Source organism: Bradyrhizobium sp. 33ap4 (assembly GCF_032654765.1).
GTDB lineage: Bacteria > Pseudomonadota > Alphaproteobacteria > Rhizobiales > Xanthobacteraceae > Bradyrhizobium > Bradyrhizobium australafricanum.
Genome location: NZ_JAUMTJ010000005.1, coordinates 119,165 through 132,083 on the forward strand (window position 1 = coordinate 119,165; position 12,919 = coordinate 132,083).

Here is a 12,919-nt window from a genome sequence, read left to right on the forward strand (position 1 = left end):
CGCCGCTGCGCGCGGGAGACGCAGCTTCGGCCTTGCACCCTATTTCCGTCTATCATACCCCGTGGGACCACGATCCGCGCGAAGCTCAAACGCGCGCCAGTACTTGCAGGGAGCCCTCATGACCAAAAGCAATGCCCGCACCGGAGGCCAGATCCTGATCGACCAGCTGGTCGCGCAAGGGGTGGAGCGCGTCACCTGCGTGCCGGGCGAGAGCTATCTGGCGGCGCTCGACGCCTTGCACGACAGCGCGATCGACGTCGTGATCTGCCGCGCCGAGGGCGGGGCCGCGATGATGGCGGAGGCCTATGGCAAGCTCACGGGACGTCCGGGCATCTGCTTTGTCACCCGCGGTCCGGGCTCGACCAATGCCGCCCATGGCGTGCACATCGCGATGCAGGACTCCACCCCGATGATCCTGTTCGTCGGCCAGGTCGACACCGGCATGCGCGAGCGCGAGGCATTCCAGGAACTCGACTACAAGGCGGTGTTCGGCACGATGGCGAAATGGGCGGTCGAGATCGATCGTCCGGATCGCATTCCGGAACTGGTCGCGCGCGCCTTCCGCGTCGCGCTGCAGGGCCGGCCCGGTCCGGTGGTGATCTCGCTGCCGGAGAACATGCTGACTGAAACCGCCGCGGTCGCCGACGCGCCGAAGGTCGAGCCTGCGGCGACCTGGCCTGCGCCGGCCGATCTCGAGCGCCTCGGCAGCATGCTCGCCGGCGCCAAGGCGCCGATCGTGGTGCTCGGTGGCTCGGCCTGGACCGCGGAGGCCGCCAAGGGCATTGCGCGCTTCGCCGAGCGCTTCGACCTGCCGGTTGCCACCTCGTTCCGCCGCGCCTCGCTGTTCGACGCCGACCACTCGCATTATGCCGGCGATCTTGGCATCGGCCCGAGTCCGAAGCTCAGGGATCGCATCACCGGCGCCGACGTCATCCTCCTGATCGGCGGCCGCATGTCGGAAATGCCGTCCTCGTCCTACACGCTGCTCGACATTCCGGTGCCGAGCCAGAAACTGATCCATGTCCATCCCGGCGCCGAGGAGCTCGGCCGTGTCTACCAGCCGGCGCTGGCGATCCAGGCGACGCCTGCGGCCTTTGCCGCCGCGGTCGAGACCATGATGCCGGCGGCAGTGCCGGCCTGGAAGGGCGAGGCGGCCAAGGCGCACGCGGATTACCTCGCCTGGACCGACAAGCCGCGCGAGCTGCCGGGCAGCTTCCAGTATGGCGAGGTCGTGACCTGGCTGCGCGATCGCCTGCCGAAGGATGCCATCGTCTGCAACGGCGCCGGCAATTATGCCGGCTGGATTCACCGCCACCATCGCTTCCACGCTTTCGCCGCGCAGCTCGCGCCGACCTCGGGCTCGATGGGCTACGGCGTGCCGGCGGCTGTGATGGCCAAGCGGCATCATCCGGACCGGGTCGTCGTGGCGTTCGCCGGCGACGGCTGCTTCCTGATGAACGGGCAGGAGTTCGCCACCGCCGTGCAGTATGACGCGCCGCTGATCGTCGTCGTCATCGACAACGCGCAATACGGCACCATCCGCATGCATCAGGAGCGCGACTATCCGGGCCGCGTCGTCGGCACCCAGCTCAAGAACCCGGACTTCGCGCTTTACGCCAAGGCGTTCGGCGGCCATGGCGAGCGGGTCGAGCGCACCGAAGACTTCGCGCCCGCGTTCGAGCGCGCGCTGGCCTCCGGCAAGCCCGCGATCCTGCACTGCCTGGTCGATCAGCGTGCGCTGTCGGTCGGCAAGGATTTTGCGCCGCAGGCCACGCGCTAGGGCATGATCCGGAAAAATGCGAAGCGGTTTTCCGAGGAGATCATGCCCAAACAAAAGTCCCGTCACGTCGCGATCATCGGGGCCGGCGCGGTCGGCGTCATCAGCGCCATCGAGGCGCTGCGTGCGGGCCACAGCGTAACCTTGATCGATCCGGGCGAGCCCGGCGGCACCCAGGCGGCGAGCTACGGCAATGCCGGTTGGCTGTCGTCGCATTCGGTGATCCCGCCGGCCGAGCCGGGCACCTGGAAGAAGGTGCCGGGCTATCTGATGGATCCGCTCGGGCCGCTGGCGATCCGCTGGTCGTATCTGCCGAAGGCCTTGCCGTGGCTGGTCAAGTATCTGCTGTCGAGCCGGACCGAGGCGCAGGTCGAGGCCACCGCGCGGGCGATGCGCGATCTCCTGAAGGATGCACCGCTGCTGCACCGGCAACTCGCCGAGGAAGCCGGCGTGGGCGAATTGATCGAGCGGCGCGGGGTGATGCATGTGTTTCCCTCACGCGCGCCGTTCGACCGCGATCTCGGCTGGCGCATCCGCAAGCGCGTCGGCATCGAATGGCTGGAGCTCGATGAAGACGAGATGCGCCAGCGCGAGCCCGATCTGCATCCGCGCTACAAATTCGGCGTCGTGGTGGAGGAGGCGGGCCGCTGCCGCGATCCCGGCGCCTATGTCGCGGCGCTTGCCGCGCACGCCGTCGCGAACGGCGCCGAACGCGTCGCCGCCAAGGCAACGGGCCTCAGGCTCGCCGGTGACAGGCTTGTCGCTGTGATCACCGAGAGCGGCGAGATTGCCTGCGACGCCGCCGTCGTCGCCGCGGGCGCGCGCTCCAGGCAATTGACCGCCTCGATCGGCGATCCGCTGCCGCTGGAGACCGAGCGCGGCTATCACGTCATGATCGAAAATGCGGAATCCGGCCCGCGCAATTCGATGATGGCCTCCGATGCCAAGATGGTCGTCAACTGGACCGATAAGGGCCTGCGCGCCGCCGGCACGGTGGAGATCGCGGGGCTTGACGCCGCGCCGAACTGGAAGCGCGCCGAAATCCTGCGCAAGCACCTCTTCAATATGTTCCCGAAGCTGCCGACGGATATTCCGCCATCGCGGATCAAGACCTGGTTCGGCCATCGGCCGAGCATGCCGGACGGGCGCCCCTGCATCGGTTATGCCCGTGCCACGCGCGATGTGGTCTACGCCTTCGGCCACGGCCATGTCGGCCTGGTCGGATCGGCCCGGACCGGCCGGCTGGTCGCGCAACTCCTGAGCGGCAAGGCGCCGGAGATTCCGCTCGCCCCGTTTGCGCCCTCGCGCTTCCTGTAGGAAGCAACGGCGGCGAAGCCTCAGCTGTCGCCGGCCCAGGCCGTGATCGCGGCCGGTGCGATCACGCGTCGCGGTGCGTGCGGATTGATCGTTCCGGCGCTGACGTCCTGCGTCTGAACGAGCAGCGTGCGCGCAAACGCCTTGGCGTCCTGCTCGGTCGTGAAGGTACGGGTCTGGCGCGCGAAGCGGTGATGTCCGGCGTCAGGATTTCGCATGGCGAACGAGACGTACCAGATGGCCTTGTCGGTCTTCATCGCGCCTCTTTGGTGGTAATCCGCCCGCGCGATCGCGACGTGATGCTCGATGCTCGATGTGCAAAAAGTGCCAAGACAAAGAATCCTGAAATACAACACATTGCGGCGAATAGGCTCCTCGGCGAACCAGCAATGCTACAGCATCGGCACGTCTACCGATACTGGCGGCATATTACCTGTCAACCGATGGGTGAAATGACAATGCGCCGTTGCGACGTTGGTTCCATCCGGCAAATTGTCATGTCGGACGAGGCGCTGGTCGCGGTCCGCGAGGGCGAAGCGGCGGCCCTGAAGCCCGTGAACTGGTGGCGAGCCGTCACGACAAGTGTCGATACTTTCGAACGCTCGACGTAGGCCTCGCTAAATGACTTGGTCCTCCTTGCGGGCTGCGTTGATGGTTTCCTCCACCTCGGCGGCAAGGGCCGTGAGATGTTCGGCGAGCTTGCTGAACAACTCGCGCTTGCGCATGTCAGTCGCCAGGTCTCGGATCAACGCACATTCCGCCGCGTCGCGGCGAAGCTTTTCGAGATGCGTCAGCATGTCCTGCATTTTTCGTCCCCGAATGCCGTACTCCGCAACGCTAAGGCGGCATAGAACCGCGTAACAATAACCTGTGATAATTTTCGCGAACCTTGGCGAGGGTCGCGTATTTTTCTGACCCTCAAGGCAAGCTTGGCTTGCGACATTCAGTGTCGTCCCTGCGAAAAGCAGGGACCCATAACCACAAGCGCTGATTGGTGTGCTTCGCTGGAATGACCAGCTTTGTTCACAACATCCGCCGCGGCGTATGGGTCCCTGCTTTTCGCAGGGACGACAGCGAGGATGAGGCGATAGCGCTGCCTCTCTCACGACCCGATCCGCACCACCATCTTGCCGAGCGCCGCACGGGTCTGCATGGTGGTGAAGGCCGCGCGAAAATCGTCGAATGCGAACACCTTACCGACAACAGGCGTCAGTCGGCCATCGTTCAGCCATGCCGACAATTGCGTCATCACGCGCGCCTGCGCCTCGGGCTCGTGCCGCGCGATCTGGGCGGCATCGACGCCGATCAGGAGGCCGCCTTTCAGGAGCGGCAGATTGAACGGCAATGCGGGAATGCTGCCGGCCGCGAAGCCGACCACGACATGGCGGCCGTTCCAGGCGATCGAGCGGAACGCCTGCAGCGAGACCTCGCCGCCGACCGGATCGAAGATCACGTCGGCGCCGTGGCCGCCGGTCGCGTCCTTCAGCGCGTCGCGCCAGTCGGGCTTCGTGTAGTCGACGACAGCGTCGGCACCGAAGCTTGCGGCGAAGTTGCGCTTCTCCTCCGTCGAGGCCGCGGCGACGACGCGCGCGCCGAGCAGCTTGCCGACTTGAATGGCGGCGATGCCGGTGCCGCCGGCGGCGCCGAGCACCAGCAACTGCTCGCCGGCCTTGAGCGAGCCGCGCTCGCCGAGCGCATAGAGCGCGGTGAGGTAATTGGTGCGAAAGGCCGCGGCGGCCTCCATCGACAGTCCGTTGGGCATGATCTCGACGGCGTCGGGCGGCACCACGATGTGCTCGGCCAGCGCGCCCGAGCGCGCCGCGCCCATCACCCGCATGCCCGGCGCGATGCCGGCGACGTCGCCTGCGACCGCATCGACCACGCCAGCGAATTCCGCGCCCGGCGTAAAGGGCAGGGCATCCTTGGTTTGGTAGCGGCCCTCGACCTTCAGCCCATCGACGAAGCCGATGCTCGCGGCGTGGACCTGGACTCGGATCTGTCCGGGGCCGGGTTCGGGGGTGGCGATCTCCCTCAGCCCGATCTGATCGATGGGCGCGTATTGCTCGACGACGACGGCCTTCATCCTGTCCTGCTCATTGGTTGGTTTCCTCAAGAGCCTTTTCCGCTCCGATTGAATCGGAACGGAGCCCCGGATTCTTGTATTGACGCGTCTTCTTCACGCGAGCCGGTAGCCAGTTCGCGCGAATACGCTTCCGGCAAACCTATCCCATGTCCGTTGTTCTACGGGGAGGGGATTTGCGCATGCGACGGCAGGCTCGCATGCGGAAAGCCAGCATCTTCAACGACATCGCGAAAAGACCGGCGTTTACCCGTTGTTATCCCTACCAAATTCGGTAACGCGTCCTTAATGGCGTTAACGTTAGGGTTTTCCACGCGGCCCGCCTTGGGCTGCGCGCCGTCCAGGACGGGCAGGTTGCGTACGCGTTGGAGTCTCCTATGGATATCATGACTGGCGCCGGGCTGTTGGCTGGCATCATCGTCATCGCGGTGATGATGTTCATGGGCGGCGACCTGCACATGTTCATCTCCGAACACGCCATGATCATCATCTTCGGCGGCTCGATCGCGGCGACGATGATCCGCTTCCCGCTGGGCGTGATGCTGCATGGGCTGCCGCTCGGCGCCAAATTCGCCTTCACGATGAGCCGGCTGTCGGCCCGCGACCTCGTCGACGAGCTCGCCCGCATCGCCGAGATCGCCCGCAAGCAGGGGCCGGTCGGCCTGGAAAAGGTCGAGACCGACGAGCCGTTCCTCGCCAAGGGCATCCGTTACGTCGCCGACGGTTACGACCTCGAATTCATCCGCGACAACATGGAGCGCGACCGCGACAACTTCCTGATGCACCTCGACGAGGGCAGCAAGATCTATCGCGCGATCGGCGACTGCGCTCCGGCGTTCGGCATGATCGGCACGCTGATCGGCATGGTGCAGATGTTCGCCAACATGACCGACCCCTCCAAGCTCGGCCCGTTCATGGCGACCGCGCTGCTCGCGACGCTGTACGGCGCGCTGGTCGCCAATTTGTTCTGCCTGCCGATTGCCGACAAGTTGCATGGCAAGCTGCTCGACGAGGAGACCAACCGCACGCTGATCATCGACGGCATCCTGATGATCCGCGACTCCAAGAGCCCGGCGCTGGTGCGCGAGATGCTGCTGGCCTATCTGCCGGAGAAGCATCGCCAGGAGGAAGGCGAGCCGGTTCCGGCCTGACCGGACCGCGCTTTCGGGAAACGCAGCGATGGCCAAGAAAAAGCGCGGCGACGCCCATACCGGAGGTCACGGCTGGTTCGTGACCTTCGCCGATTTGATGGGCCTGATGATGAGCTTCTTCGTGATGCTCGTCGCGTTCTCCACCATGGACAACAACAAGCTGAAGATCGTCGCCGGCTCGATGCGCGATGCGTTCGGCGTGCAGACCAATGTGCGCTATTCCGGCATCGTCGAGTCCGACGGCCTGCCGACCCGGCCGAAACTGAAGAACGTCGAGCACATCTCGCCGGAAGAGTCCTCCGCCAATCCGACGCCGGACGAGAAGGAGCGCAGCCAGATCAACGGCGCGCGGCTGAAGATAGACCGCGAATTCGCTCTCGCCTCGGCCTCGCTTCGCCAGGCGCTGCAGGACATGCCGGAGCTGACCGAGATCTCCAAGAACATCATGTTCGAGGAGACCAAGGAGGGGCTCAATCTCGAGATCGTCGACCAGGATGGCCGCTCGATGTTCGCCGACGGCTCCAGGGAGCCGTATGACCGCACCCGCCGGCTGATCCAGAAGCTGGCCGCGCCGCTGAAGGCGACGCCGCTGCGGGTTGCGATCGTGGGGCATACGGCCGCAGGCTTCGTGCCGGCGCGCAGCGATTATGACGGCTTCGACCTGTCCGCGGACCGCGCCAACGCGGTGCGGCAGATCCTGGAGCGGGAAGGGCTGCCGCCGTCGCATATTTTCGCGGTTTCAGGCAAGGCCGACGGCCAGCCGCTGTTTCCCGACGATCCGACGCTGCCGGCCAACCGTCGCGTGACCATCACGTTGATGCGGGAAAATCCGCCGCTGCCGCCGGATCTGAAGCCGTAGCTCTGGGTTACCATACTACCGTCAACTACCATTGTTGCGCGGTTGACACGCGATGCGGAAGCGTCGATAGCCGCGCGGATCAAATCAACCGATCGAGCGTTCCAACCTCGCCATGGCTGTCAGCGTCTCATCTACCGAAGCTCAGGAAGGACAACCGACCTCCAGCTTCTGGGCCCTGACACTCGGCAGCATCGGGGTGGTGTTCGGCGATATCGGAACTTCGCCGCTCTACGCATTCCGTGAGGCGGTCGGCGGCGCCGCGCACGGCCAACCGGTCACCCGCATCATGGTGCTGGGCGTGCTCAGCCTGATCCTGTGGGCGCTGTTCACCGTCGTCACCGCGAAATACGTGCTGTTGCTGCTGCGCGCCGACAACAATGGCGAGGGCGGCACGCTCTCGCTGATGGCGCTCGGCCAGCGCGCGATCGGTCGGCGCAGCTGGCCGCTGCTCGCGCTCGGCGTGGTCGGCGCCTCGATGTTCATCGGCGATTCCATGATCACGCCGGCGATCTCGGTGCTGTCGGCGGTCGAAGGCCTCAAGCTCGCCACCCCGCATCTCGAGCACTATGTGGTGCCGCTGACGATCCTGATCCTGGTCGTGCTGTTCTCTGTGCAGAGTTCTGGCACCGCGCGCGTCGCTTCCGCCTTCGGTCCGGTGATGGTGGTGTGGTTCGCCTCGCTGGCGGTGATGGGGCTCGTTCACATCATGGACGACCCGTCGGTGCTGGCGGCGATCAATCCCTATTACGCGCTCCAGTTCATGCTGACCCACGGCACCATCGGCCTGGTGACGCTGGGCGCGGTATTCCTCGCGGTGACCGGCGGCGAGGCGCTGTATGCCGATCTCGGGCATTTCGGCCGCAAGCCGATCCAGTCCGGCTGGCTGTTCTTCGTGCTGCCGTCGCTGCTGCTGAACTATTTCGGGCAGGGCGCGCTTGTGCTGTCCGATCCCAGCGCGATCGAGAACTCGTTCTACCGCATGGTGCCCGACGTGCTGCTGCTGCCCCTGGTCGGGCTAGCCACCGCCGCGACGGTGATTGCAAGCCAGGCGGTCATCACCGGCGCCTATTCGCTGATCAGCCAGGCGGTGCAGCTCGGGCTCTTGCCGCGCTTCGAGGTTCGCTACACCTCGGAGACCCATGCCGGTCAGATCTATCTGCCGCGCGTCAACCGGCTGCTGCTGATCGGCGTGCTGCTGCTGGTGCTGCTATTCCGCACCTCGAGCGGGCTGGCGTCGGCCTATGGCATCGCCGTCTCCACCACGATGGTCGCCGACGGCATCATGGGCTTCATCGTGATCTGGAAGCTGTGGAACTGGCGCGTGGCGTCGGCGGCGGCATTGATCCTGCCGTTCGTGATCGTCGACATGACCTTCTTCAGCGCCAATCTCCTGAAGCTGTTCGAGGGCGCGTGGGTGCCGCTGCTGTTCGGCGTCGTGATGGCGACGATGATCTGGACCTGGCGCCGCGGCGCCGCCATCCTGGTCGCCAAGACCCGACGCATCGAGGTGCCGCTGCGCGACCTGATCCACAGTCTGGAGAAGCGGCCGCCGCATATCGTCAAGGGCACCGCGGTGTTCCTGACCAGCGATCCGAGCTTCGTGCCGACCGCGTTGCTGCACAATCTCAAGCACAACAAGGTGCTGCACGAGCACAACGTGATCCTGACCATCGAGACCGCACCGACGCCGCGCGTCGATCTATCCGAGCGCGTCAACATGGAGAAGGTGAGCGACAAGTTCACCGCGGTGCGGCTGCGCTTCGGCTACATGGAATCGCCGAACGTGCCCAAGGCGCTGGCGGTCGCGCGCAAGCTCGGCTGGCAGTTCGACATCATGTCGACCTCGTTCTTCGTGTCGCGCCGCTCGCTGAAGCCGTCGGCCCAGTCCGGCATGCCGCAATGGCAGGACCACCTGTTCATCGCGATGAGCCGGTCCGCCAATGATGCCACCGACTATTTCCAGATCCCGACCGGCCGGGTGGTTGAAGTGGGTACCCAGGTAACTATCTGACCGGGCGCAGGATTCTGACATTGATCGGCCGTGACCCATGCGTGATGTGCATGGCGGAGGCCTGAATCCGGGCTAACCTATGCATTCCTGCCGGGAGTATAGCGCTGCGACCCAGCATTGTGCGGTGCGGCAGAAGACAGAGGCACAGCTTCCCCATGTCATCCGAGAGTGCGATCACCGCGGCGGAAACGCCGGCGGCAAACGGCAATGGTGAGGCGCATTCAACCGCCACCTTCAAGGCCCTGATGCTCGGCAGCATCGGTGTCGTCTATGGCGACATCGGCACCAGCCCGCTTTACGCCTTGCGCGAGGCCGTCGTTGCCGCCGCCGGCGGCGAGGGCGCGGTGACGGCGCATGCGGTGCTCGGCGTGCTCTCGCTGATCCTCTGGGCTTTGATCGTCGTCGTCACGCTGAAATACGTCGTGATCCTGCTGCGCGCGGACAACAATGGCGAGGGCGGCACGCTGGCGCTGATGGCGCTGGCGCAGCGCGCGGCGACCAAGGGCGGCGCCGCGATCGTGCTGCTCGGCATCATCAGCGGCGCGCTGTTCTATGGCGACGCCGTCATCACGCCGGCGCTCTCGGTGCTGTCGGCAATCGAGGGCATCAAGCTCGTCACCTCGACATTCGATCCCTATGTCGTGCCGCTCACGGTGGTGATCCTTGTCGTCCTGTTCGCGGTGCAGTCGCGCGGCACCGCGCGCGTCGCGGCCTTCTTCGGCCCGGTGATGTGCGTATGGTTCGCCCTGATCGCGGTCGCGGCGCTGCCGCAGATCGCGCGGCATCCCGAAGTGCTATACGCGCTCAATCCGATTCTCGCGGTGTCGTTCATGCTGCATCACGGCGTGATCGGCTTCATCACGCTCGGTGCGGTCTTCCTCGCGGTGACTGGCGCCGAGGCGCTCTATGCCGACCTCGGCCATTTCGGCAAACGCCCGATCCAGACCGCGTGGCTGTTCATCGTGCTGCCGTCGCTGGCGCTGAACTATCTGGGGCAGGGCGCGCTCCTGATCGGCAATCCCAAGGGCATCGAGAACCCGTTCTTCCTCATGTTCCCGGACTGGGCCTTGATCCCGATGGTTGCGCTGGCGACCATGGCGACCGTGATCGCGAGCCAGGCCGTCATCACCGGCGCGTATTCGCTGACGCGGCAGGCGATCCAGCTCGGCCTGTTGCCGCGGTTCGAGATCCGCCACACCTCGGAGGCGCATTCCGGGCAGATCTACATGCCGCGCATCAACCGTTTCCTGTTCATCGCGGTCATCGTGCTGGTGCTGATGTTCCGCTCGTCGAGCGCACTGGCGTCGGCTTACGGCATCTCGGTGACCGGCACCATGGTGGTGACGGCGATGATGGGCTTTGTCGTGATCTGGAAGGTCTGGCGCTGGTCGCCGATCGCGGCCGCCGCGCTGGTCGCGCCCTTCCTGTTCCTGGACATCACCTTCCTGGCCGCCAACCTGCTCAAGGTGTTCGAGGGCGGCTGGGTGCCACTCGCGCTTGGCGGCGCCATGATCGTGGTGATGTACACTTGGCGGCGCGGCAGCCGGCTGTTGTTCGAGAAGTCGCGCAAGCTGGAATTCCCGCTCGCCGATCTCGTCGCGATGTTGGAGAAGCGGCCGCCGCAGCGTGTCACCGGCACCGCGGTGTTCCTGACCAGCGACCCCGTCAGCGCGCCGACCGCGCTGATGCACAGCCTCAAGCACTACAAGGTGCTGCACGAGAAGAACGTCATCCTGACCATCGAGACGGCGCCGACGCCGCGGATCGATCCGTCCGAGCGGGTGCGGATGGAGCAGCTGAGCGAGACCTTCTCCAAGGTGACGCTGAAGTTCGGCTTCATGGAACAGCCGAACGTGCCGAAGACGCTGGCGATCGCCCGCAAGCTCGGCTGGCAGTTCGACATCATGTCGACCTCGTTCTTCCTGTCCCGCCGTGCGCTGAAGCCGGCGGCGCATTCGGGCATGCCGAGCTGGCAGGACCATCTGTTCATCGCGCTGAGCCGCTCGTCGAACGATGCCACCGACTATTTCCAGATCCCGACCGGGCGGGTGGTCGAGGTCGGCACGCAGGTCACGATCTAGCGGTCCTGCCAGTCACATCCTGCGAGTCATCTAACCCGTTTCGGACGCTTGATTTTCTCTGCGCAAGAGGCGACTTTGCGGCCCGGAACGGCGGGCCGCGCGACGCTCGCCAAGCTGATATCGGGAGGATATTTCCGTGGCGGACCACAAGGTGGAAGATTTGTTTCCGGACGAGGTGTCGAAGGGCATAGCGGAAGGCCGCTATCTGCTGGTCGACGTCCGCGAGCCCAACGAGGTCGCCGTCGAGGCCTATCCCGATGGCGTCGTAGTGCCGCTGTCGACGTTCGATCCGGCGGCGATTCCCGATCCGCAGGGCAAGCAGGTGGTGTTCGCCTGCCGCTCCGGCAAGCGCTCGGTGACGGCTTCGCTGGCCGCCCAGGCCGCGGGCCTGCCCTACGACAAGCACCTGGCGGGCGGCATCATCGGCTGGAAGGCGGCGGGACTGCCGACCAAGACCGGCGGCTGATCCCTGACATGACCTCCATGAACAAGGTCTTCGCGGACCTTCCTGTCACCATCTTCGAGGCGATGTCGCAGGCCGCGCGCGACAACAACGCCATCAATCTCGGCCAGGGCTTTCCCGACGATCCCGGTCCGGAGGACATCCGCCGCGCCGCCGCGGACGCCTCGATCAACGGCTACAATCAATATCCGTCGATGATGGGCATCCCGGAACTCCGTCAGGCGATCGCATCGCATTACGGCCACTGGCACGGACTCAAGCTCGATCCGATGACCGAGGTGATGGTCACCTCCGGCGGCACCGAGGCGCTGACCGCCTCGATCCTCTCCGTGGTCGAGCCCGGTGACGAGGTGGTGTGCTTCCAGCCGGTCTATGATTCCTATCTGCCGATCATCCGCCAGGCCGGCGGCATTCCGCGGCTGCTGCGGCTCGAACCGCCGGAGTGGCGGCTGAGCGAGGAGATGCTGCGCAGCGTCTTCAATCACAAGACCAAGGCGGTGCTGTTCAACAATCCGCTCAATCCGGCGGCGGTGGTCTATCCGCGCGAGGACCTCGAACTGCTGGCGCGGTTCTGCCAGGAATTCGACGCGGTCGCGATCTGCGACGAGGTCTGGGAACACGTGGTGTTCGACGGCCGCGAGCACATCCCCCTGATCACGATCCCGGGCATGCGCGACCGCACCATCAAGGTCGGCAGCGCCGGCAAGATCTTCTCGCTGACCGGATGGAAGATCGGCTTCGTCTGCGCCGCGCCGCCGCTGCTGCGCGTCGCGGCGAAGGTGCACCAGTTCCTTACCTTCACGACGGCGCCCAATCTGCAGGCGGCGGTGGCATATGGCCTCGGCAAGCCCGACGACTATTTCCTCGACATGCGCAAGGACATGGCGCGGAGCCGCGACCGCCTGACCAAGGGGTTGAAGAGCATCGGCTTTCCGGTGCTGAAGTCGCAGGGGACCTACTTCCTCACCGTGGACCTGTCGCCGCTCGGGCTCAACGAGACCGATGCCGAGTTCTGCTGGCGGATCGTGCAGGACTACAAGGTCGCGGCGATCCCGGTGTCGGCGTTCTACGAGCAGGATGCGGTGACGTCGGTCGTGCGCTTTTGTTTCGCCAAGAAAGACTCAACGCTCGACGCCGCGTTGGAGCGGTTGTCGGACGCTGTCCACCGCCGCAAGAGGTAAGC

The 12,919-nt window shown here is 65.4% G+C and carries 12 protein-coding genes; 9 read left to right on the top strand and 3 right to left on the bottom strand.

Annotated elements, in window-relative coordinates; genetic code table 11:
• Nucleotides 1-118 precede the first annotated feature (118 nt).
• Nucleotides 119-1,780 (top strand): thiamine pyrophosphate-binding protein, encoded by a 1,662-nt coding sequence (locus Q2M23_RS05640; RefSeq protein ID WP_076826490.1) that lies wholly within the window; start codon nt 119-121, stop codon nt 1,778-1,780.
• Nucleotides 1,781-1,822: 42 nt separating this feature from the next.
• Nucleotides 1,823-3,094, top strand: a complete 1,272-nt coding sequence (locus Q2M23_RS05645; protein WP_076826735.1) for an NAD(P)/FAD-dependent oxidoreductase — start codon at nt 1,823-1,825, stop codon at nt 3,092-3,094.
• Between the two features lie 20 nt (nt 3,095-3,114).
• Here Q2M23_RS05645 and Q2M23_RS05650 read toward each other — a convergent pair whose 3' ends face one another.
• On the bottom strand, nt 3,115-3,348 hold the full coding sequence (locus Q2M23_RS05650) for a hypothetical protein (RefSeq protein ID WP_057019701.1): 234 nt from the start codon (nt 3,346-3,348) through the stop codon (nt 3,115-3,117).
• 42 nt (nt 3,349-3,390) lie between these two features.
• Here Q2M23_RS05650 and Q2M23_RS05655 point away from each other — a divergent pair, with 42 nt between their 5' ends.
• Nucleotides 3,391-3,702, top strand: coding sequence for a hypothetical protein (locus Q2M23_RS05655; protein ID WP_246786574.1), 312 nt, complete (start codon nt 3,391-3,393; stop codon nt 3,700-3,702).
• Between the two features lie 6 nt (nt 3,703-3,708).
• On the opposite strand, the gene Q2M23_RS05660 is transcribed toward Q2M23_RS05655, so the two are convergent.
• Both Q2M23_RS05660 and Q2M23_RS05665 read right to left on the bottom strand, forming a co-directional pair.
• Nucleotides 3,709-3,897 (bottom strand): hypothetical protein, encoded by a 189-nt coding sequence (locus Q2M23_RS05660; protein ID WP_016848414.1) that lies wholly within the window; start codon nt 3,895-3,897, stop codon nt 3,709-3,711.
• Between the two features lie 296 nt (nt 3,898-4,193).
• Nucleotides 4,194-5,174: an NADPH:quinone oxidoreductase family protein gene (locus Q2M23_RS05665; protein WP_316394970.1), complete on the bottom strand. Its 981-nt coding sequence runs from the start codon at nt 5,172-5,174 to the stop codon at nt 4,194-4,196.
• Between the two features lie 374 nt (nt 5,175-5,548).
• On the opposite strand from Q2M23_RS05665, the gene Q2M23_RS05670 reads away from it, so the two are divergent.
• The 6 genes from Q2M23_RS05670 (at nt 5,549) to Q2M23_RS05695 (ending at nt 12,917) form a co-directional block, all read left to right on the top strand.
• A complete protein-coding gene (locus tag Q2M23_RS05670) occupies nt 5,549-6,322 on the top strand; it encodes a motility protein A (RefSeq protein ID WP_016848416.1) in 774 nt (257 codons plus the stop codon).
• Nucleotides 6,323-6,350: 28 nt separating this feature from the next.
• Nucleotides 6,351-7,181: a flagellar motor protein MotB gene (locus Q2M23_RS05675; RefSeq protein ID WP_028334286.1), complete on the top strand. Its 831-nt coding sequence runs from the start codon at nt 6,351-6,353 to the stop codon at nt 7,179-7,181.
• A gap of 112 nt (nt 7,182-7,293) precedes the next feature.
• Complete coding sequence (locus Q2M23_RS05680) at nt 7,294-9,192, top strand: potassium transporter Kup (protein WP_038376908.1); 1,899 nt, start codon at nt 7,294-7,296, stop codon at nt 9,190-9,192.
• Nucleotides 9,193-9,347: 155 nt separating this feature from the next.
• Complete coding sequence (locus tag Q2M23_RS05685) at nt 9,348-11,273, top strand: potassium transporter Kup (RefSeq protein WP_057019704.1); 1,926 nt, start codon at nt 9,348-9,350, stop codon at nt 11,271-11,273.
• A gap of 136 nt (nt 11,274-11,409) precedes the next feature.
• Entirely contained in the window at nt 11,410-11,739 is a 330-nt protein-coding gene (locus Q2M23_RS05690) for a rhodanese-like domain-containing protein (protein WP_016848419.1), read from the top strand.
• A gap of 8 nt (nt 11,740-11,747) precedes the next feature.
• Nucleotides 11,748-12,917, top strand: coding sequence for an aminotransferase (locus Q2M23_RS05695; protein ID WP_316394911.1), 1,170 nt, complete (start codon nt 11,748-11,750; stop codon nt 12,915-12,917).
• Nucleotides 12,918-12,919: the final 2 nt, after the last annotated feature.

Excerpts from the sequence above, each read along its gene's own strand:
- Q2M23_RS05660 (WP_016848414.1), bottom strand. The coding sequence starts at position 3,897 with ATGCAGGACATGCTGACGCATCTCGAAAAGCTTCGCCGCGACGCGGCG.
- Q2M23_RS05650 (WP_057019701.1), bottom strand. The coding sequence starts at position 3,348 with ATGAAGACCGACAAGGCCATCTGGTACGTCTCGTTCGCCATGCGAAAT.
- Q2M23_RS05665 (WP_316394970.1), bottom strand. The coding sequence starts at position 5,174 with ATGAAGGCCGTCGTCGTCGAGCAATACGCGCCCATCGATCAGATCGGG.
- Q2M23_RS05680 (WP_038376908.1), top strand. The coding sequence starts at position 7,294 with ATGGCTGTCAGCGTCTCATCTACCGAAGCTCAGGAAGGACAACCGACC.
- Q2M23_RS05675 (WP_028334286.1), top strand. The coding sequence starts at position 6,351 with ATGGCCAAGAAAAAGCGCGGCGACGCCCATACCGGAGGTCACGGCTGG.
- Q2M23_RS05645 (WP_076826735.1), top strand. The coding sequence starts at position 1,823 with ATGCCCAAACAAAAGTCCCGTCACGTCGCGATCATCGGGGCCGGCGCG.
- Q2M23_RS05655 (WP_246786574.1), top strand. The coding sequence starts at position 3,391 with ATGCTCGATGCTCGATGTGCAAAAAGTGCCAAGACAAAGAATCCTGAA.
- Q2M23_RS05670 (WP_016848416.1), top strand. The coding sequence starts at position 5,549 with ATGGATATCATGACTGGCGCCGGGCTGTTGGCTGGCATCATCGTCATC.
- Q2M23_RS05695 (WP_316394911.1), top strand. The coding sequence starts at position 11,748 with ATGACCTCCATGAACAAGGTCTTCGCGGACCTTCCTGTCACCATCTTC.
- Q2M23_RS05640 (WP_076826490.1), top strand. The coding sequence starts at position 119 with ATGACCAAAAGCAATGCCCGCACCGGAGGCCAGATCCTGATCGACCAG.
- Q2M23_RS05685 (WP_057019704.1), top strand. The coding sequence starts at position 9,348 with ATGTCATCCGAGAGTGCGATCACCGCGGCGGAAACGCCGGCGGCAAAC.